This window comes from Glaciecola punicea, assembly GCF_001756615.1.
GTDB classification, from domain to species: domain Bacteria; phylum Pseudomonadota; class Gammaproteobacteria; order Enterobacterales; family Alteromonadaceae; genus Glaciecola; species Glaciecola punicea.
This window is the reverse complement of the sequence record NZ_LZXY01000008.1, coordinates 73,064-96,294: the sequence shown is the minus strand read 5'-3', so window position 1 is coordinate 96,294 and position 23,231 is coordinate 73,064. Positions and strand designations below refer to the sequence as shown.

At 43.7% G+C, this 23,231-nt stretch carries 19 protein-coding genes; 4 read left to right on the top strand and 15 right to left on the bottom strand.

What is annotated here, in order from left to right:
• Nucleotides 1–22: 22 nt before the first annotated feature.
• From lepB to rpoE, 6 genes are all read right to left on the bottom strand, one after another.
• Nucleotides 23–883 (bottom strand): signal peptidase I, encoded by an 861-nt coding sequence (lepB, locus tag BAE46_RS10620; RefSeq protein ID WP_070112752.1) that lies wholly within the window; start codon nucleotides 881–883, stop codon nucleotides 23–25.
• Nucleotides 883–2,679: a translation elongation factor 4 gene (gene lepA / locus BAE46_RS10615; protein ID WP_006002704.1), complete on the bottom strand. Its 1,797-nt coding sequence runs from the start codon at nucleotides 2,677–2,679 to the stop codon at nucleotides 883–885. Before lepA ends, lepB begins: the two co-directional genes overlap by 1 nt.
• A gap of 337 nt (nucleotides 2,680–3,016) precedes the next feature.
• Nucleotides 3,017–3,499, bottom strand: coding sequence for a SoxR reducing system RseC family protein (locus tag BAE46_RS10610; RefSeq protein WP_006002703.1), 483 nt, complete (start codon nucleotides 3,497–3,499; stop codon nucleotides 3,017–3,019).
• A 102-nt stretch (nucleotides 3,500–3,601) separates the two neighbouring features.
• The gene (locus BAE46_RS10605; RefSeq protein WP_070112750.1) at nucleotides 3,602–4,753 is read right to left on the bottom strand and encodes a MucB/RseB C-terminal domain-containing protein; all 1,152 of its coding nucleotides are present in this window, start codon (nucleotides 4,751–4,753) and stop codon (nucleotides 3,602–3,604) included.
• Entirely contained in the window at nucleotides 4,728–5,348 is a 621-nt protein-coding gene (locus BAE46_RS10600; protein WP_006002699.1) for a sigma-E factor negative regulatory protein, read from the bottom strand. Before BAE46_RS10600 ends, BAE46_RS10605 begins: the two co-directional genes overlap by 26 nt.
• Before the next feature lie 177 nt (nucleotides 5,349–5,525).
• The gene (gene rpoE, locus BAE46_RS10595; RefSeq protein WP_006002696.1) at nucleotides 5,526–6,104 is read right to left on the bottom strand and encodes an RNA polymerase sigma factor RpoE; all 579 of its coding nucleotides are present in this window, start codon (nucleotides 6,102–6,104) and stop codon (nucleotides 5,526–5,528) included.
• 206 nt (nucleotides 6,105–6,310) lie between these two features.
• Between rpoE and nadB the strand changes: the two genes are divergently transcribed.
• Nucleotides 6,311–8,047, top strand: coding sequence for an L-aspartate oxidase (gene nadB, locus BAE46_RS10590; RefSeq protein WP_244885009.1), 1,737 nt, complete (start codon nucleotides 6,311–6,313; stop codon nucleotides 8,045–8,047).
• A 65-nt stretch (nucleotides 8,048–8,112) separates the two neighbouring features.
• Here nadB and BAE46_RS10585 read toward each other — a convergent pair whose 3' ends face one another.
• The 3 genes from BAE46_RS10585 to BAE46_RS10575 all read right to left on the bottom strand — a co-directional run bounded on the left by BAE46_RS10585 (nucleotide 8,113) and on the right by BAE46_RS10575 (nucleotide 9,994).
• Nucleotides 8,113–9,030, bottom strand: coding sequence for a MaoC/PaaZ C-terminal domain-containing protein (locus BAE46_RS10585; RefSeq protein WP_171901029.1), 918 nt, complete (start codon nucleotides 9,028–9,030; stop codon nucleotides 8,113–8,115).
• A gap of 201 nt (nucleotides 9,031–9,231) precedes the next feature.
• On the bottom strand, nucleotides 9,232–9,687 hold the full coding sequence (locus BAE46_RS10580; protein ID WP_070112746.1) for a hypothetical protein: 456 nt from the start codon (nucleotides 9,685–9,687) through the stop codon (nucleotides 9,232–9,234).
• 34 nt (nucleotides 9,688–9,721) lie between these two features.
• Entirely contained in the window at nucleotides 9,722–9,994 is a 273-nt protein-coding gene (locus BAE46_RS10575; protein ID WP_040519953.1) for an FAD assembly factor SdhE, read from the bottom strand.
• Nucleotides 9,995–10,192: 198 nt separating this feature from the next.
• Here BAE46_RS10575 and ygfZ point away from each other — a divergent pair, with 198 nt between their 5' ends.
• Nucleotides 10,193–11,158 carry a tRNA-modifying protein YgfZ gene (ygfZ, locus tag BAE46_RS10570; RefSeq protein WP_141729339.1) on the top strand — a complete coding sequence of 322 codons (966 nt, stop codon included), beginning with the start codon at nucleotides 10,193–10,195 and terminating at the stop codon, nucleotides 11,156–11,158.
• A 55-nt stretch (nucleotides 11,159–11,213) separates the two neighbouring features.
• Nucleotides 11,214–11,693, top strand: a complete 480-nt coding sequence (locus BAE46_RS10565; protein WP_006002684.1) for an FKBP-type peptidyl-prolyl cis-trans isomerase — start codon at nucleotides 11,214–11,216, stop codon at nucleotides 11,691–11,693.
• A 73-nt stretch (nucleotides 11,694–11,766) separates the two neighbouring features.
• On the opposite strand, the gene BAE46_RS10560 is transcribed toward BAE46_RS10565, so the two are convergent.
• The gene (locus BAE46_RS10560; RefSeq protein ID WP_006002682.1) at nucleotides 11,767–12,108 is read right to left on the bottom strand and encodes a P-II family nitrogen regulator; all 342 of its coding nucleotides are present in this window, start codon (nucleotides 12,106–12,108) and stop codon (nucleotides 11,767–11,769) included.
• Between the two features lie 6 nt (nucleotides 12,109–12,114).
• Entirely contained in the window at nucleotides 12,115–12,969 is an 855-nt protein-coding gene (gene nadE, locus BAE46_RS10555; protein WP_006002681.1) for an ammonia-dependent NAD(+) synthetase, read from the bottom strand.
• A gap of 414 nt (nucleotides 12,970–13,383) precedes the next feature.
• Between nadE and BAE46_RS10550 the strand changes: the two genes are divergently transcribed.
• The gene (locus tag BAE46_RS10550) at nucleotides 13,384–13,947 is read left to right on the top strand and encodes a GspH/FimT family pseudopilin (RefSeq protein WP_006002679.1); all 564 of its coding nucleotides are present in this window, start codon (nucleotides 13,384–13,386) and stop codon (nucleotides 13,945–13,947) included.
• Here the strand turns inward: BAE46_RS10550 and BAE46_RS10545 are convergent.
• From BAE46_RS10545 to BAE46_RS10530, 4 genes are all read right to left on the bottom strand, one after another.
• Entirely contained in the window at nucleotides 13,939–15,480 is a 1,542-nt protein-coding gene (locus tag BAE46_RS10545; protein WP_070112743.1) for a tetratricopeptide repeat-containing sulfotransferase family protein, read from the bottom strand. The genes BAE46_RS10550 and BAE46_RS10545 overlap by 9 nt on opposite strands.
• Before the next feature lie 159 nt (nucleotides 15,481–15,639).
• Nucleotides 15,640–18,282 carry a TonB-dependent receptor plug domain-containing protein gene (locus BAE46_RS10540; protein ID WP_006002676.1) on the bottom strand — a complete coding sequence of 881 codons (2,643 nt, stop codon included), beginning with the start codon at nucleotides 18,280–18,282 and terminating at the stop codon, nucleotides 15,640–15,642.
• A gap of 304 nt (nucleotides 18,283–18,586) precedes the next feature.
• Nucleotides 18,587–19,054 (bottom strand): type IV pilin protein, encoded by a 468-nt coding sequence (locus tag BAE46_RS10535; RefSeq protein WP_070112741.1) that lies wholly within the window; start codon nucleotides 19,052–19,054, stop codon nucleotides 18,587–18,589.
• A gap of 70 nt (nucleotides 19,055–19,124) precedes the next feature.
• The gene (locus BAE46_RS10530; protein ID WP_070112739.1) at nucleotides 19,125–23,231 is read right to left on the bottom strand and encodes a PilC/PilY family type IV pilus protein; all 4,107 of its coding nucleotides are present in this window, start codon (nucleotides 23,229–23,231) and stop codon (nucleotides 19,125–19,127) included.

The window sequence follows — 23,231 nt, the reverse complement described above, 5'->3', positions numbered from 1 at the left end:
TAACAAACTCAGCATATCCATGTTAATTAATACCGCCAATTCGGCTGAAGCGCACACCGGTTGGCACAAACGTAGGTAAAAAGTCATCTTCGCTGCGTTCAAACTCAAAACTGACCCATATGAAAACGGCTTTGCCGACAATGTTCTCTTGCGGCACAAACCCCCAGCGGCGACTGTCAGCCGAGTTGTCGCGGTTATCACCCATCACAAAATAGTGATCTTGTGGAATAATATGTGTACTGGCGGGGCTCATAATCCTAGGGTTTCGTAAAATTTGATGCTTCACATCGCCAATCGTTTCGGTAAACATGGATAGGACATCACCGTGCTCTTGCAAATTGCTCAAGCCCTGCGATCTTAATGATGCTGGCACTTGCGGCGAGCACACCTGCCCTGTTTCACACACCGGTTCAATAAACACCTGCTTACCACGATAGTGAACAGTTTCCCCCGGCAGCCCGATTACGCGCTTAATGTAGTCTATTCGTTCATCTAGAGGATATTTAAACACGATGACGTCGCCGCGCTTTACCTCACCTGTTTTAATAATTTCCTTGCGCGCTACGGGGTCCCTTAGGCTATATGCAAACTTTTCAACCAGTAAAAAATCACCCACCAGCAAGGTTGGAAACATAGAACCTGACGGTATTTGAAAAGGTTCGTAGATAAAAGAACGAAAAATCATGACGCCAAAAAATATGGGGAACATCTGCTTGCAAAAATCAACCACCGCAGGCATGTCGCCACTTCCGCTTGCTGCATTAGCAATGTCTGCATTGCCAACGGCAACTTTTTTGGGGGCGAAGGCTAGCGCGTATACCAGCCATACCAGGCCGGTTATAAGGCTGGCGCCAACTAAAAGAATGGAGAAGTAAGTGGCCATTAATTATCTACCTTAAGAATTGCTAAGAATGCATCTTGCGGCAGCTCTACATTACCCACCTGCTTCATGCGCTTTTTGCCGTCTTTTTGCTTCTGTAAAAGTTTCTTCTTACGACTAATATCACCGCCGTAACATTTTGCGATTACGTTTTTACGCAACTGTTTAACAGTACTGCGCGCAATAATATGGTTGCCAATAGCGGCCTGAATGGCAATATCAAACATTTGCCTAGGAATAAGCTCGCGTAGTTTTTCAACCAGCAAGCGTCCGCGATAGGGGGCATTGTTTTTGTGTGTGATAATGGCTAAGGCGTCCACGCGCTCGCCGTTAATTAAAATATCTAAACGACACATATCGGCTTCTTGAAAGCGAGTAAAGTTGTAGTCAAGTGATGCGAACCCGCGGCTGGTCGACTTTAGCCTATCGAAAAAGTCCAGCACCACTTCGGCCATGGGTAAGTCGTAGGTAAGCGCTACCTGTTTACCGTGATAGACCATGGCGGTTTGCATGCCACGTTTTTCTATGCACAAGGTAATAACATTGCCTAAGTATTCTTGCGGCACTAATATATGGGCAGTAACGATGGGTTCGCGAATTTCCTCTATGTCGTTAACTGAGGGCAGTTTTGACGGGCTGTCTACTTTATAAACCTCGCCCTGCGTGGTTTTTACTTCATACACTACCGTTGGCGCGGTAGTAATCAGATCAAGATCGTATTCACGCTCCAAACGTTGCTGAATAATTTCCATATGCAACATGCCTAAAAAGCCGATACGAAAACCAAAGCCTAAGGCTGTTGAGCTTTCTGGCTCATAAAATAACGACGAATCGTTTAAGCTTAGCTTAGCGAGCGCGTCACGAAAGTCTTCATAGTCGTCGGAGCTTACCGGGAATAAACCGGCATATACCTGTGGCTTTATCTTTTTAAAACCCGGCAGTGCTTTTTCACACGGATTTCTGGCTAAGGTGATGGTGTCGCCCACGGGAGCTCCGTTAATTTCTTTTATACCGGCAATAACGAAACCAACTTCACCAGTTCTTAATATAGTCGTTTCGGTTTGTTTAGGGGTGAACACACCAATTTTATCTGCCTGATGCACAACACCGGTCGACATAATTTTAATTTTATCTTTAGCGTTTAATTCGCCATTAACAATACGCACAAGTGATACAACGCCTTGGTAATTGTCAAACCACGAATCTACAATGAGAGCCTCAAGCGGTGCGTCTTTATTGCCCACCGGCGGCGGTATTTTGTTTATAATAACTTCGAGTACGTCAATAATGCCCTCGCCGGTTTTTGCCGAGCATCGAACAGCATCTATGGCGTCTATACCGACTATATCTTCTATTTCTTCGGCGACGCGATCGGGTTCGGCTTGGGGCAAATCTATTTTATTTAAAATAGGCACCACTTCCACATTCAGGTCGAGCGCGGTGTAACAGTTAGCTAGCGTTTGCGCTTCGACGCCTTGCCCGGCGTCAACCACCAATAAAGCACCTTCGCAGGCGGCTAATGAGCGCGATACTTCGTAGCTAAAATCCACATGACCAGGGGTGTCAATAAAATTGAGCTGATATTTTTCGCCGTCTTTGGCGTTGTAAAACAAGGTAACGCTTTGCGCTTTTATGGTAATGCCGCGTTCGCGCTCAATGTCCATCGAGTCGAGTACCTGCCCTTTCATTTCGCGAATAGTAAGGCCGCCACATTCTTGTATAAGACGATCAGACAGTGTCGACTTTCCGTGATCAATATGTGCGATAATACTGAAGTTACGAATATTTTTGAGTTGCATATAAAAAATGTTACCTACTATGTTCTATATCCCGGGGCGGTGAAGCTTTGCAGCGGAAAAAAGTTAACGAAATGCTGACGCGTTAGTAAGTGTTGTTTGAATAGCTTACTAACCATTTAACGACCTTTAATTATACGAAACATCAGCGCACAACAAAGGACACAGATAGTACCGTTTTGCGAGACTAATTGCGACAAATCAAGCGCAATATCGGTATTTTGATATAATTTGCATGTGAATGTACAATCTAGCCCCCAGCAGCAGCCTCAGCGCTTATGCTGTGAGCCGGCTGGGCGACTAAAGCAGCCATGCACTCACATGCAAAACCCCTTCACTGCTAAATTTTATGTACGGGAATTTCATGTTTATGTGTGACGACGGGAGAAAGCGTTGCGCCTAAGAATATTGGCGTAAAATGATGCTTATTGCTAGGGCGTTTAGAAAATGCCGACGCCCCCCAGAAACCGCCTAGCGCAGCAGTACAGGCAAACCCTAACGCTAGTAGCTCATGTGCTTGCGGAAAAACAGTCATAAAAATAGTCGCGCTGAGCATTAGCAGCAGCAAAGGCACTACATACACGATAAGAGAAGCGCGCAGCAGTGCTCTCTCGCTTATGCCAATTTTAACCTGTTGGCCTACTACCAACTGGCACGGTACTTCAATGCGTACATGGTTTGCTTTCGGGGTGAAGGCTTTGGCGATGGTGCTAGTTGGGCAGGCTTCGCTGGCTTTGCAACCCGCACAAGTGGTTTTCACTTGGGTTTCAATCCAGACATGATCGCCGTCTAATGCGACTACCGTTCCCATTTCTTCAATCATTTAACGATTGTCCTAGTTGTGCTGATTGTGCTGATTGTGCTGATTGTGTGCTGACTGCATAAGTTATGTGAGCTATACGATACATTTATTACGCAAACAAGCTTAAGGACGGTCACTTTTTAATACAATTGAGCTGGCCATTTTGCTGGCTGTTTCTAAGGGGATCTCTCCCACCACCGTTACTTGAATTCTTCCGTCTGAGATTGACACAATAGAGGTAACATCGGTAGTTAGCGCTATATCTTCTTGACTTGCGTCGCTAGCTTTCATGACGTAAATGGACACGTCAACTAGTCCGTCACTCACCATCATATATTCTGCCGGCTGACCTGTTAATGAAATACGGCGTAAATTTTCGGTGACTTTTTGCATGCCTGTGGGCACAAATTCAAGCGTCCATGGGAGCGCTTGATTCTCGGTCGCTTGTTTGCTGGCGACCGGCGGTAACTGGTCGGCTTGAATATTATAAAAGTATTGCTGTACATCGTCATTAATAGACAATTGGGTAACCTGCATTTGCTCTAAAAGCTCGCCTTGCAGGTCGTACATGTTTAGCTTTAGTAACAACCCCGTTTGCTCATCTAACCATAAGTTATATTGATAACGCGACTTGTCTTTGCTAATCACTCTTATTTGCTGGGCCATACGGCCCGAGACTCGATTACGGCCCATGAGTAACACCTCGTAACCCGCTTTTAATAAATCGGGGTTGTTTAAAAAGGCGTTGGGAATAGGCCCGTCTATAAAATCGGACCTAATGCTAAGCGGTGTAAAGCCTGGCTCAAAAATGCTAACTTTATTGTTTATGCGAATTTGTTCAAAGCCTGGGCCGTTAAGCAAGCTAAGCTGTTCAGCAGAATCGCCATTCTCCATGCGCGCTCGTCGCCATACGTAAGGCATAATCTCACGCCTTGGGCTTGACACTACGTAGCTAATTTCGAACGACACTTGGTTAATTGTGTTCGACAAACGATTCATCCATGCATCAGCTGACATCACATCGAAAGTTTTTTCTTGGTTGATCTCAGCCAGTGATTCAAGTCCAGATTTGGTTTCTGCTTGCGTTTCTGTTTGCGTTTCTGTTTGCGTTTCAAATTGCGTTTGAGCTTCATTGCTGCTTTGGGCCGCACTCGCTAAAGGATACAGAGCAAATGTGATGATAAACATGAAAACAGCCGCCGACAATAAAATCGCAGGCAGCTGTTTTTTAAAATATAATAGCGTCATCTTATTTTGCACTACCACCGTTTTCATTAATCGATTCTTCGTTAGACTCTGCAGCTTTCACGCTTGCATCAGAAATGGAGATGTTTCGCAGCCTTTGCTGGCGCACGTGATCTTGAATTAGCGCGTTGATTTGCCGTCTTTGCTGGATAAGCTGGTCCATGCGATCTTGCTGAGAAATACTGGCGCTTTGCAAGCTCACAGGTGCTAAACCACCTTGAGGACCTATAATGGGAGGCGCAGTTCTAAAAGGGTCTGTTATTTCAGGCTTATTGTAAGTTTGCACGCCAAAAATTACCATTGCCGTTACACATGCCACCATGGCTAACTGGCCACTTTGCCTAGCAATAGGCAACAAGGCTTGCACTACCGGCAGTTCCCGCCAGCCTGGCTTGGGCGCAATCATTGCTAGTTCGTCGTGTAACGCTATGGCAATCTTGTCGCTGATGTCAAATGAAATGTCGCTTGACATGTCTTTACGCAACACATCGCGTGTTAAATGATAGCTTCGCCATTTTGCGCTCAGTTCTGCATCATTCATAATGGACTTAGCAAATTTGCTTCTTTCGCTGTCCGTTGCTTCACCGTCGACCATGGCCGATAAATTTTCATGCTTTTGTATCATTGACTGAATATCCTAGCTCAACCTATCCATTCGAGTCGCAAATAGATGGTTCGTTCATTTTGTTGTACCAAATCTTTTCTTTTGTTTATTAAACCAATGAAAATATAGGCTTTATAAATTTTAACGTTCAGTAAAAATCAACCATTACGAATATACAAACGTAAACAAAATAAAAAATTAATTCTCAATTAACGGCAGAATCACCTTGTCAATCGCTTCTCTAGCTCTAAAAATTCTAGATCTTACCGTGCCAACCGGGCATTCCATCACCGCAGCAATTTCTTCATAGCTTAAACCTTCTATTTCACGCAGTGTGATAGCCGCGCGTAAATCGTCTGGTAAGCTTTCAATTGCCGCAAAAAGTTTTGTTTGTAACTCTTCTGACAGTAAGGTTTTTTCGGGCGACGCATTTTCTTTTAGGGCATCGCTACCGTCATAAAAATCAGCCTCTTGGGCGTCTACATCACTCGCAGGTGGCTTTCTGCTTTGCGAGGTTAAATAGTTTTTTGCGCTATTAACCGCTATTCTATAAAGCCAAGTGTAAAAAGCACTCTCGCCTCTAAAATTCGGCAATGCTCTGTAAGCTTTTATAAACGCTTCTTGAGTAACATCGGCTACGTCTCCTGAATTTTTGACATAGCGCGAGACAATGTTCATTACTTTATTTTGGTGCCTAACTACAAGTAAATTAAACGCGTTTTTATTTCCGCTTTGTACCTGTTTAACTAACTCTTGGTCGGTTGTTTGCTCGCTCATTAAAGCCACATCTCCTTTTACACTACTACCGAAATGGCGGCTGGCAAGTGCTATAATTGACCCATACTTTTGGTTTAAGTTCGAACTTTATCAAATTTAATCCGTAAAAACGCTTTATCTTAGTATTTTATTGCTAATATTTAGAACTATCCAAACAAGTTTCACGTAATTATCGAGTACTTTCATTACTATGTCTGAAAATAACTATGCAAGCACCTACAGCAGTCCCAACGGCTACATCCGAACCTGCAATGTCTGCACAAACCGCGATATTAGAAGCAGATTCGCCTGAAATATCTGTGGCAAAAGTCACTAGCTTGCCAGAAGCACAGGCAGAACATAGCTGCGACCTCTTAGTTATTGGCAGTGGCGCGGCTGGGCTTAGTCTTGCTTTGAATATAGCCGACCATTGCAATGTAATTGTGTTAAGTAAAAGCGATATTGATGAAGGCAGCACTCGCTATGCTCAAGGTGGTATAGCAGCGGTATTTGACGACAACGACTCTATTGAGAGCCATATTCAAGACACCTTAAAAGCTGGGGCCGGCATATGCGATGAGGAAGTGGTGAGATTCACCGCGCAAAACGCCAAACAAAGTATGCAGTGGCTCATAGGTGAAGGCGTGCCCTTTGACCAAGAGTTAGATGCTAACGGCGACACTAGGTTTCACCTCACTCGCGAGGGTGGCCATTCTCATCGTCGAATATTACACGCTGCTGATGCCACCGGCGCCGCCGTTCAAAGCACCTTGTCTGAACGCGTAAAAAATCACCCAAACATTCAATTGTTTGAGCGCTACAACGCCATAGACCTTATTAAAACAAGCAAAAGCGACAATCACTGTGTAGGTGCATATGTGTGGAACAGAAACACTGAAAAAGTAGAGTCAATAAGGGCCACTTTTGTCGCACTAGCAAGCGGCGGCGGCAGTAAAGTATACCAGTACACCTCAAACCCCGACGTTTCAAGTGGCGACGGTATTGCTATGGCGTGGCGAGCAGGCTGTAATATCGGCAATATGGAATTTAATCAGTTTCACCCTACCTGTTTGTATCACCCCGACGCAGGTAACTTTTTAATTAGCGAAGCCCTGCGCGGTGAGGGCGCATATTTGTGTCACGGCGACGGCACCCGCTTTATGCAGCAATTTGATGAACGCGGCGATTTAGCCCCGCGCGACATTGTAGCCCGCGCCATCGACTTCGAAATGAAGCGTCTAGGTGAAGACTGCATGTATTTAAATATTAGCCATAAACCAAGCGAATTTATCATAAAGCACTTTCCGAACATCTATAAAAAATGCCGCTCTTTAGGCATAGATATAACTCGCCAGCCTATTCCGGTGGTACCAGCAGCGCACTATAGCTGCGGAGGCGTGGTCACCGACCTTGATGCGCGTACTAATTTAAACAACGTGTATGCCATTGGTGAAGTGGCTTATACAGGTTTGCATGGCGCTAATCGCATGGCCAGTAATTCGCTGCTTGAATGCGTGGTATTTGCACACGCCTGCGCTAGACATCTAATTGCCAGCGGGCAATTAGGCCACAGCAAGCAGCAGTCGGCTAACGCAAACGCCATTATTGAACTTTGGGATGAAAGCCGCGTTATTGATTCAGATGAAGCGGTTATTATTCAGCATAACTGGCATGAGCTACGCTTATTTATGTGGGATTACGTTGGCATAGTGCGCTCTAACAAACGCTTGGAACGCGCCGCACGACGGATTAATTTGCTGAAGCAGGAAGTGGACGAGTATTACTCTAACTTTAAAGTAAGTAACAACATGCTTGAGCTGAGGAATTTGCTCTGCGTTGCCCAGCTTATTGTCATTTGTGCCATCAAGCGTAAAGAAAGCCGCGGGCTGCATTACAACTTAGATTATCCTGAACTGTTGGAAAACTCTGGCCCTACTATTATTAACAAGGATATGTCGCTGTAGCTAAGTGCAGTGAGCCGCTCACGCATGTTATTCAGCTCAAAAAATCACATTATTAGCCAAAATAACTAGAATCTAATATTGCCATGCAAAAATATGTGTTCTTTGGTGCCTGTCTTGGGGCTTAAGTTAAAATTTATTGTGTTTGAGGCACACTCTCGAGTATTGAGTATAGTGTTTGCCGGTAGCGCAATTGCATGTTTAAACACAGTGTCTATTGTAAATGGGCTTTGATAAAAGCGATGCTTATTGGCAATGTTTGAGACCGTGAGCGCTTTTGAGAACATGCCGTGGGCAATGGCTTTTTTGAAGCCAAAGAATTTTGCGCTCATGTTATGTAAATGGATGGGGTTATAATCGCCCGACACTTTCGCGTATTGGCGGCCAATGTTACTCGCAAAATTCACTTCAAGCTTTTCTGAAACGCCCACAGCAATTGCGCTTGAAATCCAGTCCGGCGCTTGCTTGGCGTGATTTTTTACAGCCTCTGCTGCATCCGCATGCTTAGTGCGAGCTAAGTAAAAACTCGTGGCTTTTATATCAGGCGCATCATCGTTTGTGTTGTTCGCGCTGCTTGCGGTGGTAACAACCTCAAACAACCAGCCTTTTTTGTGGTAAAAAACACCGCCAAAATAAGTCTGCAAATGTAATTTATCAGCTTGACTGGGTAGCTTATTTACGTTTATTTGATTGGCCACATGCACCATGCCCATGGGCGCAAAAGGAAAATCTTTATGCACCATCATTTCTAACTGCAAAGGCAATGATAAAGTTTGAATATAATTGGGATGCACTAGCGAAGCTAAGCCCGGCTGCCACTTCGTAAGTTGATTGTAAGTGGTGCAATGTTTTGCATTAATAGACTCTTGGCGCTGACAACTTACTGTTGGCAAGCACATATTCGGTAATGAATGCTCGCTTTGTAGCGTCGTGCTAGGTTTGTGGCTAAGTGCTTTTATATAAAGCTGTAGCGTTTTAGTATTCATATTCATTAGGCCCAATACTTTCACACAAGTTACATACATGGAAACTTTCCCCATCAGGAAAGTTATCAACCGTGATATTCATTGTTAGTATAGAGTAAAGTACTCTCTTCATGAAAACTTCTTCATATCAGAGCATAATCGGTGTTTGTCAAAACCATGGTGTTCTCACGCACTTTGTTTTGAAAAGCGCCAAAGCGCCAGTTAAGACACGTGCCATATTAAGTGACGACATATGCTTTTATATTGAGAAGGACTAAGCAAGAATTTAGGTAAAAACACCCAGTGCATTTTTTTTTGCCTAGCCCAAAGTGACAACTCATTACTAGGCGTTTTTTGAAATGCAAGCCAGCAACCCAGCTGATTATGCCTGCAGTGTACTTCACACAGCACGGCTAAAAGCTCATATTCGTCGTTTATTCTATGCACACCAGCGCCAACGTCACCTTCATGCAATATCAAATGAGTGATAGTATCTTGCCTACGCCCTTTCAGTAAGAAAATACACATAACGGTGAGGCTAATTAGTAAAATATAGCTGAGTGTGGAAAGAGTATACTTCGCAAGTAGTAGGGTTATCGCTACCGCTATTAGTAGGCAAGCGACATTACAACGGTCAACAAATTGGTTTGATGGCGCAAGTGCAATCGTTATTGACACATATAAGCCTTATATTAAACGTGTTTAAACGGCTTTAGTCAGCTCTAATCTTAACCCGGTCTAGCACTATACTCACCATTTCAGACAGATCTGGATCGAAACAACGTTGATGTCCCATAAACCAAGCGAACAAATCTGGGTCGTCGCAGGTTAATAACCGCTCTAACGTTTCTTGCTCTTGAAAAGTGAGTGTGTCAAACGCCTGATCTACGAAAGGCAGTAGTAGAACATCAAGTTCTAACATGCCTCTTCTGCAGGCCCATCTTAATCGTGCTAATCGTTTAGGTTCAAATACCTTCGCGTTCAAAACTCTTTCCTTTATTAAATAAGTTTTACATTGCTAGCTTAACATTAAGCTAAGCTCCAAAATACTGATCTTGGGATAATTGTTGCTTTAGCAAGTAAATCTTTGTGCGACTATTGTAAAATGCACAGGTAACCCATAGTTCTACCTGATAACATGCATAGCATCTGTATTTTTAACCCTTTTTAAGGAGCGTGTAACGTGGCTACTCATTCATTTATGGCAACACTAGATGACCTAAACATTGTTAAAGTATCGGGCGAACAGCGCGTCGACTATTTAAATGGGCAATTAACGGTGTCGACCAAAAAGTTTGACGGCGGGAGCGCACGATTAACCGCCCACTGTGACTTTAAAGGCAAAATGTTTGCCGCTATTATCATAAGCCAGTGTAATGACGCATTTTTCCTTAGCATGCATAAAGACTCGGCAATAATTAGCCAAGAACAGCTTAAGAAATACGGTGTATTCTCAAAAGTAGACATTCAAATAAACGAAGAGCTCCATTGTATCGGCATTGCCGGCGATGAAAACATTAAGCACCTAAGGGTGCTGTTTCCAGCGCTAAGTAGCACGCATATGAGCACTACCAACAATGAATTCGGCCAAGCTATTTGCTTTTATGACGCAAGCCTGCGCTACTTGTGTTACCTAAGCGACAAAGGCAAGCAAAGGTTGCTAGATATTAGCGACGCCGACGCATTTGTTCCCTGCGACCGTTGGAATATGCTAGAAATTGAAGCCGGGATTGCGAACATACAAGCCGCCACTATGAGCCAGTTTGTGCCTCAAATGCTAAACTTTCAAAGCATACACGCCATCGATTTCGACAAGGGCTGCTATATGGGCCAAGAAGTAGTGGCTAGAACCAAATTTTTAGGCAAAAACAAACGTGCTACGTTTTTATTAAGCGGTACGCTTGAAAGTGAGCTAAGCATTAACGCCGGCGACAACATAGAGTTGCAAATAGGCGAGAGCTGGCGACGCGGCGGTGTTATTGTGCGCGCCGTAAGCAGGCCTAATGCAGTGGACGAGTCGGGCAATAGCAAAACGGTAAAGCTGCTCGCGGTTATGCCCAACGACACTGACCCAAACGCGGTAGTGCGCTTAAAAGACAGTGATGTTAGACTTAGCGTGACGCCACTACCTTACGAATTAACAAGATAGTATTGATATTATATATCTTAGCACTAACTTATCTTACTTAACCAAAAGGATATTTATGCAAATAGCCGACAATCACGTAGTTACGCTTCACTATACCGTTAAAACTCAGGACGGAGACATTATTGATGAATCTCAGTCAACTGAGCCACTAGCATTTATTCAAGGCTCCAACTTTATGATAGCGGGCTTAGAAGACGCTTTATATGGCAAGCAAAAAAGCGAGAAGTTTGAAATAACTGTTGAGCCTGAGCAAGCTTACGGGCACCGTCAAGACGCATTGGTGCAGGCAGTACCTGCTAGTATGTTTGAAGGTATGGACATTGAAGTGGGCATGAGCTTTCGCGCCACTACCGACCAAGGTGAGCAGTCGGTCATAATAATCGATAAGACTGACGAGCACGTTACCGTAGACGGTAATCATCCATTGTCAAGCCTAACACTTACCTTTGATGTAAGCATTGAAGATGTGCGAGAAGCCAGCGCCGAGGAACTCGAGCATGGACACGTGCACGGTGCCGGTGGACACGATCACTAAGGCTTAAAATACTTGGGCTGCTTTTTATCTGCCAAGCAGTTGTTAAGCGCCCCTTGCTATTGATTTATTAAGTTTATCCTAGCGCATCAGCGCCCTCTTCACCGGTGCGGATCCTGATAGTACGCAACACATCAGACACAAATATTTTGCCATCGCCAATTTTGCCTGTTTTAGCCACCTCAATAATACTTTCTACTACCAAGTCAACAATATCGTCATTAACCACCACCTCAATTTTTACCTTAGGTAAAAAATCTACCTGATATTCGGCCCCTCTATACAGCTCCTGATGGCCTTTTTGGCGACCGAAACCTTTCACCTCAGTGATAGTCAAACCTGACACCCCAGCATCTGCAAGGGCCTCTCTTACATCATCAAGTTTGAAAGGTTTAATTATCGCTTCTATCTTCTTCATTATATATTACTCGTTGTCGTAAATAGTCGGAATAGGAATTCGTTTATGCTGCGTTTTAGTATAGATGTTTATTAAACGCTCGTCACTGCTCTTGTCTTGGCTTTTACCTTCTAAAAAGTCATCAATTTGATTATATGTAAGCCCAAGTGACGCTTCGTCAGTTAACTGCGGCTGCAAAGATTCTAAGTCAGCGGTTGGCGCTTTTGTAATAACGTGCTCTGGTGCGCCTAAAAATGCAGATATTTGTCTCACCTGACGTTTGTTTAGGCCAAACAGCGGTGCTAAATCACAGGCGCCATCGCCGTACTTCGTATAAAACCCCGTAATATTCTCGGCTGAATGATCGGTACCTAGCACTAAACCTTTGCTTAAGCCTGCAATATCGTACTGTATGGCCATACGCGTGCGCGCTTTAGCGTTGCCCTTTACGAAATCGTCTAACGCGCTAGTAATATCGTTATTGTTAAAAGCCGACGAGGCTTGCAGTGCGTCACGCGCTGCACTATGAATAGCGTCGGCACCCTCTTTTACGTTCGCCGTTACAGAAAGACTTGGCGCTATAAAATCTAAACTGGCTTGGGCGTCGGCTTCATCAGCTTGGCTTGAATAAGGCAGTCTTACTGCAATAAAACGATATTGCGCAGCTACTTGGCCTACTTCTTCATTTAAAGCATTAACCGCTAATTGCGCTAAACGGCCTAGTAGGCAAGAGTCTATACCACCGCTAATGCCCAGTATTAAAGATTTCATACCAGAATCGAGTAGCTGCTGTTTAATGAAATTAACCCTGCGGTTCACCTCAAAACTAGGGTCTATGCTAGGAAGCACTCTCATTTCATCAATAATATTCTGTTTTAACACTGTAGGCTCCGTTCAATATTTATGCTATACGGTGGATAATTTGTAAGTCAGGATTTGCAGACCAGTACTACAACAAAGTCTAAACTTTAACATGCTATTGTATAGCTGCATACGCATCCATTGCTCTTCATATTATATAGTTTACGCGTATTAATTAGGAGTAGTGAAGTGAATTTTAGTGTAAGAGTGGTTAAAACGTTAACAATGCGTGACGGTAAGTCGCCTTTGACAACATGCGAGTCAAAGCAAAAGGCTTGGCGCTGTTGAAGATACTGATGGAAACGAGCTTAGCTGTAGCTAACGTTTTTAGTTTATATTTTGTTCTATGTTTACTATCACAAAGACCAGTATTTAATTAAATAAATACGGTTAAGCTTTTATCTCACACTTTATATAAGATGGGATTAACAGCTTGTGGTAAAAAAAACAGATCTTGACAGCGGTTTCACACTGCTTGAACTACTCGTTAGCATCGCTTTATTTTACATAGTATTAGGCATTGCTGCGCCAAGCGCTAAAAGAATTATCGATGTGCACAAAATTGCTGCCGATATAAATCACACCAACGCGATCATTCGATATGCTAGGACCTATGCCATAAGTCATTATCAAACAAGCAAAGTGTGCCCTGCTTTTGATCACACTACCTGTTCTACAGACTGGGCGCAGCCGTTAATTGTATTTGCTGATAGCAATAGTAATAACCTTCGCGATGCTGATGAGCCTCTGCTTGCGGCGCGCGCTGCCCTGCGTTCGCAGCACAAAATGAAAGGACCGAAATCACCGATACAGTTTTACGAAAGCGGTGAAAACGCTTCGCCTGCCAGTTTAACGCTGTGCCCTGTGTCTAATGATAATACACTGGCAAGAGCATTATATGTGAGTTTACAGGGCCGTATTAGACTCAGTATAGATCACAATAAAGACGGTATTCATGAACGGGTTAAAAGAGTAAATTTAGTCTGTACTTCATTTTGAGCACTCGTTCATCATTGCTTTATAGGGCTTTGCATTTCCCACTGACAAGTTTGATATGGGTGCACGAACCTGAACCGCGCTGAGAGTTTTTATAGGTTTAATATGCAGATCTTGCACTGTATGGGCAGGATCTGCCGTTTGCTGATATATACAAGCTTGTTCAAATTCAAGGCCACAGTAGCTTAGTACTTGGCTTATTAGCGTTTCAGGTTGCTGCACTAGGTCTTCATAATGCAGCCTGTATATTTCGCTACCAAAGGCTTTATGCCAAAAGGCCATTAGGCTTTGATAAAAACCGTGATACACATTTAACTGCGACAAATCACAAAAATAGGGTTCGTTGCTGGCAAAATGATGTCTGAAAATAGACAAGGCGACGTCGTCAAAATTACGGCTTAAGTGAATAATTTTGGCATCAGGGAAAACGCGTTTAATAAGCCCTATTGACTGAAAATTTGCCGGCAATTTGTCGATTATATAAGGGGCGGTTAACTGGCGTTTTTTAATGGCACTGTTATAAATAGCCCGTGCGTTTTTAAGCAGCGTATCGTTTTCGCAAGAGTCTTGTAATAATGCGCTCATAAAGAGTGGATATGGCTGCTTGAAATGCTGAGTAAAATAGCGCGCAAGCTGTTCGCTGATGATAGTTGTCTCTGCCACACTTTCTATGGCCGAATGTTTACTTAGTAGCGTTTCAAGAAGTGTTGAGCCCGTTCTGGGTAAGCCAATTATAAATATAAGGATTGGCCCTTCTACATTCGCATTATTATTATGTTCAAGGCGTTTGTTATGTTGGGTAAACGGGCTATGAACACTTTTTATTTGACCAAAAAAGGTCGCAAGATCTTGGGTATCAAAATTAGCCTGCATGCGCTGAATATTGTTCGCTTGCTGCCATTGCATAAAAGCTTTTTCTGTTTGGCCTAAATGATGAAACACTTCACCAATTCCATAATGTAAAAGCATCGCTTGAGGTGAATTTTTAGGCTGGCTTTCTAATAACTTTATAAGCTGATCTGCGCTGCTGCTGCAGTGCATGCTGGCATCAAGCTTAAGCATTAAAAGCCAAGCATAGGCGAGTAATTGCACCATTTTTGAAGACGACTCACAAAGCGCAATGCAGCGTTTACAATATTCTTTAGCTTTGGTGAATTGGCCGGTTTCACTGCAGTGTAGGGCCGCTTTATATAAAACTTCAGGACTTTGCCTAAATTGCGCTAACATAAAATTATTTAAGGTAGTTACGTCTGCATGCGCATTCACGGCTTCAAAAGTATCCATTAAGCTAAATATGGGCCTGTAATCCTGCGGCATTCTTTGGCAAGCCTGAGACAGGTGAGAAATAGCCCGATCAAACTCTTCTACAATGCTATAAAGTTCACCTAAGACCAAGTGAATCTGGCCATTATGAGGATAGACCTGAAGCAGCGACCTTAATATTTTATGCGCTTGGCCATAGTCTTTTTTTTCCACGCAGTGCTGCGCTTTTTCAAGCGCGTGTTGCGCTTCTTTGGGCAAGTTTAGTTCATTCATATAAGAGCGGCTTTATCCTTGGCTCATAACATAAAAAAGCCCTGCGGCGGCGTTCTAAACTAAACGCACCACAAGGCTTAATGTGTGAAGTGCAAAGGTGATGTTGCCGATGCACTTTTAGTCTTTTATTTCATACAACTTTTTACAAAACGCTAACACTTAAAAGTTATACGTTGCCTGAACATAATAATAACCGCCATTGATACCAAATGGAGAGGTTTCGTAAAACACACCACCCCAGTTATTATTGGGAATACCTTGAGCCGCTGGAATATTAATACGCTCAGCATCTTGGTCGAAGATGTTTTGTGCGCCGGCCGTTAAAGTAATTGAATCATTCACGAAGTAACTCGCTTCAAAATCTACCGTAACTGCTGAAGATGCTGTGATTGCCGTGGCATCAAAGTCGACGTGAACACCTTGGTATTCGCCAAAGTAATTCACGCGTGTAAAGAATGAGAAGTCATCCATACTTTGCGACCACGTGGCGGTAGCGCGATGATTGGGTAAATCTTCTTCTAAACGTTTTACTTTGAAAGCACCGGTAATCTCAGAGAAACGGGTAACCTCGGTTTCATTCCAATTATACGCTACGCTAAATCTCGAACTGCCGCCCATAAGCTCAGTAGAATAGTTTGCTACTATGTCTAAGCCTTGGGTAGTAGTGTCAAAGTCGTTGGTAAAGAAGCTGACTTGGGCAAGGCCGTCTGAGTTGGGAACACCGGCGGCTTTTAAGGTAGCCTTGTTTTGTTCTGTTAAATCGATTTTATTCGACTGCGAAATACGATCATCAACGTCAATATTGTAAAAGTCTAGCGTAATGAAAACATCACCCGCACTGTAAACTGCGCCCAAGGTATAGCTTACTGACTCTTCTGGTGTAAGCTCTGTACCGCCTAACTCAACCGAGATTGGGTTAGTCGGCGGCAGCAGTGCCGAGTCAACTAATACGCCACTGCTCAGGTTAGTTTGCACGTTACTTACGTTAGCTTGACCAACGGTAGGCGCTCTAAAGCCGGTGCTCACTGAGCCTCGAAACGATAAGTCGTCGCTAGCGTGGAACTGACCGCTTACTTTAAAGTTAGCCGTTGAACCAAAGGTGTCATAGTCTTCATAGCGAACGGCTAAGCCCATTAACAATGCTTCACTAAAAGGTATTTCAGCGTCGCCGTAAACGGCGTAACTGCGCCTTGTTGATACACCTTGGTCTGAAGGCTTAAAGCCAGGGAAACCGTTTGACCCAATACTGAAACCTTGGTTAAACAGAGGACCGACCTCAAAGGATGCTTGGTCGCCTGAAATAACCTCAAAGCTTTCTTCTCGCCATTCCAAACCACCGGCAATGTTTGCCAAATCATCTAAGCCAATATCGACTAACTTAGCCATATCATAGTTAATGGTTTTTTCTAGCTGGATGTACTTACCTGGTGCAAACTCTCGGGGGGTATCAGGGCCTAATGAAGAGTTGAGTGTGTCAAAAATCAAAAACTGCGATTCACTTCGACCTACACCGCCGCTTAAATCAAATAACCAACCGTCAACAAAACCACCGTTAAATTCGCCTTTAGTCCCCATGGTTATTGAAGTATCGGTGATGTTTCCGCCAAAGTTAGGGGTAAACCCGCCTGGTAAATTTTGGTTATGTGCAAAACAATTTGCAGCCGTTAATTGACCCAAGGCCAGTTCGTTAGGTAGACCGTTTGCACCAAGTTCCACCACAGGGCAGTTTAATTGCTGCGACAAACCGTCAAGTGAACCGACCAAAATAGTTGCGGGGGCCGCATCCCATGCTGCTTGTCCCGTTGGATTGTCATTACCGGGACGGTAAGCGGGGCTGCCATCAACATTTCTGACAATTCCGCCATATACACCTGGTCGTGTGGTTGGGCTACGGTAGTAGAAACCACCGCGTACGTCACGCTCAGAATAGTTACCAAACATGTAAAATTCTTTATCGTTGCCTAGGTCTAAACCAACGTTACCAAAAATAGTGATGTCGTCATTTATTTCAGGTGAACCCCAAATTTGGGCAGGATTAGCAAGCTCTAAACCCGCTGCGGCGAACTCTGTTGCATCAGCTCGCTGCACACTTCGGCTGGTAGCATCGGAGTTTTTATACTGAAAGCTTAAATTAGCAAAACCATTGTCGGTAAACGGCAAACCAACGTTACCTGACACCTGCGTAGTAGCGCCATCACCTTCGTAATGTTCGCCTTGGCGTACTGAAAGAGAGCCGCCATCGTTGTCATCTTTTAATACAAAGTTCAATACACCGGCAATAGCATCCGAGCCGTATTGTGCAGCGGCGCCGTCGCGCAGTACTTCAACTTGCTTAAGTGCGATGCTTGGAATCACGCTAATATCGGGGCCTTGAGCGCCGTCGTTTATGCCGCCGCCAAGGAAGGTTATAACCGACGAGCGATGGCGACGTTTGCCGTTGAGTAACACCAGCGTGCTGTCTGCTGATAAACCCCGTAAAGTCGCAGGGCGTATTAAGGTAGCACCATCACTGATGGGCATGTCGTGAACATTAAACGAAGGAACCGAGCCCTTAAGAATACTTAGCATGTCAGTGTTACCTGACTTAGACAACTCATCTGCGCCAATAATATCGATAGGTACGGGTGAGTCTGCTACTGAGCGTGGTGCTGCGCGGCTGCCGACAACGGCAATTTTTTCGACGTTGTCAATGTTTCGAGCCTGCTGTGCTAGAACGGGCATGGAGAGCATTAGACCTGCGGCAGCTGAAGCTGCAATGCCGATACGCACGCTGGTGCATAAAGATGAAAGTTTCTTTTGCATGGTTCTTCCTATGAGTGTGTAAATAGTATGTATTAATTATTTTATAAATGACTTTAGGGTAAAAAAGCCACTGTGAGCGCTCATAATTTGGCGACACAAAATAATATATACAGTTCTTTTTCTTAATTATCAATAAAATTAGAAAATAACGCTAGACACTTGTGTTTTTTTATGACTAAAGTATAAATTTTAAGTGATATTTGTAGGAGGCCTTGCTAGTCTGTGCGTAGCAAATTTTTAATGCCCAGATGCGAGATAAAAGAGTCATTAATGGTAGGACCAACAAAAATGCGCTAGGTCAATACTAACAACGCCAACAGTACTCGCTCAAAGCAAGTGCTCCATCCGCGTTTACGTCCCATCCTTTACGTCCATCATTATATAAGAATAGATCACCGTTGCCCGCTACCAAAGAGCCCACGACCGGCGTCGCCTTTAGCATATAGGACTGGCCGTTAGTACTTACGCTGTAAATTGAAAGCGTGTATTTTTTGTTGTCAGCGGGTTCAGAAGCAGGCGAATAAGTCGCAAATATCGCAGGGACACCTGTGTCGCCGCTCGATACTGCAGCGCCTTTATAACTGAAGTTAGACGCACTATGTCTTTCCATGGCGCTGGCAAGACCCATTAAGTCAGCTTGTGCAGCGCCGCGTGCACTGCTAACAACCATGCCTTGATAGCTAGGATAAGCAATGGCAGAAAAAATGCCTATTATGGCCATTACTATCATTAGCTCTATTAAGGTGAAGCCTCTGGTTTTGGCTGTTAACATTACTTTTTCCTTAAATGTGTTGTGATGATTGAAATAGTCGTTGAGCGACTATCTCAGCCTTGTTTACGCCTTACGGCTTTTCAATTTCTGTTGTCCAAGTGTCTTTTTGCACGCGCTCAAAACGTCCATATATGTTTTGCGCTAGGCATTCAAAAGCGCTGCCACAAGCGACTTCATTGCCATTTTCATCAATTTCTATTACCGCTGAAACACATTGTGCTCCCAAACAAACAACGGGCTGCGCAATATTTTCAATCAAAATTTTAGTATCGGGCGCAATACCAGTTTGGGCAATTTGTGCAAATCGATCCAGTGGTTCTTTTTCGTTGTTTCGATTAATGTCTGCTACTGCATTTCCATTTAGCATATTGACTAAATGCGCACGGCTGTTGCCGGTAGGCGGAGCACACAAACTATCACTCGCAGAAGCGGGTAAGTAAGTAGTAAAAAATATCTTATAATCGAGAATTAATGGTGATGCCAATACCTTTTCACCGCCGCTGTTTAAGCGAATTCTCCAACCACTCTTTTCTAATAAGGCTTTTGCTTCGATTTCGCGTTCCTGTGAATTACTTGAGGTTAATAGATGATCGGTCGCATCATACAAATTTTCTTGTGTAAACGCTGAGCTAGGTAATAAGAACTTACCTTCGTCTTCGGTATTAAACATACCGGTGTCTTTTATCAGATAAAATTCATCTTCAATTACCGTGTCTAAAGGATTCGCTCTAAATCCTGAGCCAATCGCCACCGCATAGTATTGTTCTTCGCCCAATGTTATTTCAGACACATCGGGGCCGTAATAAAAACGTCTATTTTCTTGCGCAGTATCGCCTGAAAAACTAGCCAACAATCCACCACTTACCAGCTCGTTTTTATTTTTGCCATTATATATGTCAAGCCGAAATAATTGTCCGCCCATATCTGCAACGTATATATGATCTGCCAGCCCGTCGTTGTTGCGGTCAATCGCTGACACTCTAGCGGGAATACTATATTTCATATCATCAAGGATAAGATCAGCGTTCTCGTTACTGGCAGACCACAGCAGGCTGCCATCATTAGCGTCAATAATGAATACGCTATTGCCAACGCTGTCTTGTGAGCGCTCTTTTTTTTCGTCTTGATCCTCATCGTAGCCGCCACCAATAATCATAACGTCTTTAACATCGTCAGTTATTTTAATCTTGGTTAATATAGGACGCGACCAGCTTTGCCCTAAATTTTCAAATTCACCTTCACCTTCACCGCCGTTTATAGTGAATTTCAATTTAGGATCCATTTTTGCGGTAACGTCAAATACATAGTAATTATTACCGCCTCGGCGCATGCCTAAATACAAGTAGATTTTTTCACCCACGTTGCGCACCACTAAATCACCGTCTAAACCATACTTGTGACTGAAGGAAGAGCCATCGCTATAGAAATCATGTAGGTTAGAGAGTAACTCTTTGGGTGCTATAGCGAAGTTTTCACTGCCGTCTTGTGCATCTATAGAATGCAAGAAGCCGTGATTAGTAGAAACGAACACCGCACTGTCGGTATCTGAGTAGTTAATAATGACTGGTTGTGAGTGAATGGGATCTCCCATTTGTAAGCGCACGTCGCTGGTGGAACCGTCATTGTCATCATCAAACACGTCTACCCCACGCGCCCACTTTAATACTTGCGTTCTTAGCAGTTGTGCATCGCTCATGGTATTAATGGCAAGATCTTGAACGCTTATATTGACGTTACTTTCATTCAATTTATTCGAATTTTTAAATATTCTCTCGGTTGTATCTTCAAAGAAATATATATTTCGTACAAGATCTAGCTTACTAGCCGCACCGCCTTCACGCACATCATTGCCATCGGCAAGTGTAGACCAGAAGCTATGACTGTTTTCTGCAAAGAAACCGCTTGCAGGATTAACCGCATTGAGACCATTTTTATCTAATATTTTATCGCCTTTAATACGGTATTTTTTTAAGTTTCCAGGCCAAAGAGTCCCTTCACCAGGCTTGAACAAAGCAAAATATAGTTCGTCGTGGTGAGACAGGCGATTTAATTGGTTTACCGCAACGCCGGGGGAGACGAAGGTCGTGTTAACGTCTTTTACCTGGCGCAAAATAGTCTCAAAAGCAGCCAATAACTTTTCGCTGTCGTCAGCCTGATAGAAACCGCCGCCGCTTTGTAGGGCTAATTTATTCAAAAAACTGTCAGCATTTGCATTCGTAGCAAAGCCAATTGTATGGGTAACCACGCGCGCATTAATAACGGAGTCGTTGGGATCGCTTATATTTTTTACTAACGCTACACCGCACTTCTCATCTGTGTCACCACCAGCGCACCTTTTACCTAGCAAGCTTTCAATCTTACCGATAGCCGTATTACCAGCAGCTTCACCATCAGACAGCAGCACAATATGGTTATTCGTTTGACAGATTAAATCTTCAATAGGCGAAATGTAGCGCGCGCCGGCAGGTATATACTCTTCGCGGCAGTTCTCATTACTTAAATCATTCTCATCACATCCAGCCGGCAGAACCGAATTTTCGCCCACATAAGATTCTCTGTGACTCACTCGGGTACTTCTTTGCATTCTGCCTCGTTCGTTATATCTTGAAACACCTCGTTTGGGTTTGTAGTCAACGTCAAGTCCACCAAAATACAGCGCCGCTTCATAAAGCGTGCCGACTATTGGGGTGGTTCCAGCAGTACTCAATTGGTTAACTTTACTGATTAAATGATCTCTTACCGTAGAGACGGTCTCGGGTGTTGCATTACCCTCAAACTCTATCACTAAGCTAACCGCATCCGATTGTTTCCCCCTAGCGGTAAAAGCACCACGGCTGTCATTACTAAAATCTGACATAATTAGCATCAATTCGTTGTTAGCAGTCCAGCCTGCTCTATCCACTATTTCTTGAACAATATTAGTGATTGATGGAGACTGATACACGCCGTTTTTTTCAAAACGCTGAATATTGGTCCAGCTAACAGAGGCCGATGTCTTCGGCGTTTTTTTAAGGCGATAATCGCTATGCGTAGAAAAATTAACTGGATTGTCCAGCGCCGCGCCATGAATAGCCATTCTAGCGTTAGATCCATTGCGGTTTTGAAAAGCGGTAAACTCTAAGTATGCGTTCGTTATGGTAGAACCAGCCGGCACTTTTAAATCGTTAAATAGTACTGCTGTGTATGCATTTGAATTTGAGTGAAATGACAATTCATCACCAGTATTTGCTTTGCCATTGTGACGCTCCTCTGCATTGTCGCTTTGTTTTTGTACTTGATACACCAAGCTATCACGAGTACAGCCAGTTGCCGTGTTTTCGTCAAAGGTAATTACAAGCTCAGCTGCACTGGAGTCTGCGTGCTCACTTGTGTAAATTTGCCTGTTAGCCCCAGCGGTGGGATCCAATGTTTTTACAATAAGCGCCAGATTGTTATTACCACACCAGTCAGAGCGATTTACTATTTCTTGAATAATTGGCGTTAAATCAGGCGTTCTAAGGGTTTCGCCATCACTTGGGAATTGATTGCCTTCGTTCCAAATTATTTCTTCATCGCTTGTTGGACGATCAGAAATATTATTTAAACCTGTCGAGAATTCAACAGCATTGCCCACCGCTTCACCTTTAATTATGAAGGCTGTTGCACTGTTGTCTATGCGCGCTGATGTAAAGCGTAAAAATGCACTTGTAATGATGGCTGAACGCGGAATTTTCACATTTTGATATCTAAAACCAGAATAAATCGTTTCTGTCCCCTGAGCAATAGCGTTTATGGTGGCGCCGTCTGTTACGGTTTGTCCGATTTGACGGGCATCATCTTGGCCATCGATAATAGATAAAATTATTTGCGGGGCAATAGATGAGTCAATATCTCGGACAGGAAATAAAATGGGCCCGCCCTCATTCTGAAAATGCATTAGGCCTGCATTAATGTTGGTGGCGCCACCAAGTACCACACGCAGAGCATCTTGTACTCTCTTCATGCGCGTAACGCCAACGCTGTCTCGACTGCCCATACTGCCTGACGTGTCCATGATAAACAGAACATTGGGTTTATAGGTGACCATTGAGTCACTTGAACCTACATAAATATCAAGATCATCGCCAAAGGCACTAAAACTGACCATGAAGCTAAGTGAACAAGCGATCAACGAGAGGCCTAATTTTTGCGTAAACAT

Coding starts and splice junctions, on each gene's coding strand:
- lepB (WP_070112752.1), bottom strand. CDS start 883: ATGGCCACTTACTTCTCCATTCTTTTAGTTGGCGCCAGCCTTATAACC.
- lepA (WP_006002704.1), bottom strand. CDS start 2,679: ATGCAACTCAAAAATATTCGTAACTTCAGTATTATCGCACATATTGAT.
- BAE46_RS10610 (WP_006002703.1), bottom strand. CDS start 3,499: ATGATTGAAGAAATGGGAACGGTAGTCGCATTAGACGGCGATCATGTC.
- BAE46_RS10605 (WP_070112750.1), bottom strand. CDS start 4,753: ATGAAAACGGTGGTAGTGCAAAATAAGATGACGCTATTATATTTTAAA.
- BAE46_RS10600 (WP_006002699.1), bottom strand. CDS start 5,348: ATGATACAAAAGCATGAAAATTTATCGGCCATGGTCGACGGTGAAGCA.
- rpoE (WP_006002696.1), bottom strand. CDS start 6,104: ATGAGCGAGCAAACAACCGACCAAGAGTTAGTTAAACAGGTACAAAGC.
- nadB (WP_244885009.1), top strand. CDS start 6,311: ATGCAAGCACCTACAGCAGTCCCAACGGCTACATCCGAACCTGCAATG.
- BAE46_RS10585 (WP_171901029.1), bottom strand. CDS start 9,030: ATGAATACTAAAACGCTACAGCTTTATATAAAAGCACTTAGCCACAAA.
- BAE46_RS10565 (WP_006002684.1), top strand. CDS start 11,214: ATGCAAATAGCCGACAATCACGTAGTTACGCTTCACTATACCGTTAAA.
- BAE46_RS10560 (WP_006002682.1), bottom strand. CDS start 12,108: ATGAAGAAGATAGAAGCGATAATTAAACCTTTCAAACTTGATGATGTA.
- BAE46_RS10545 (WP_070112743.1), bottom strand. CDS start 15,480: ATGAATGAACTAAACTTGCCCAAAGAAGCGCAACACGCGCTTGAAAAA.
- BAE46_RS10540 (WP_006002676.1), bottom strand. CDS start 18,282: ATGCAAAAGAAACTTTCATCTTTATGCACCAGCGTGCGTATCGGCATT.
- BAE46_RS10535 (WP_070112741.1), bottom strand. CDS start 19,054: ATGTTAACAGCCAAAACCAGAGGCTTCACCTTAATAGAGCTAATGATA.
- BAE46_RS10530 (WP_070112739.1), bottom strand. CDS start 23,231: ATGTTTACGCAAAAATTAGGCCTCTCGTTGATCGCTTGTTCACTTAGC.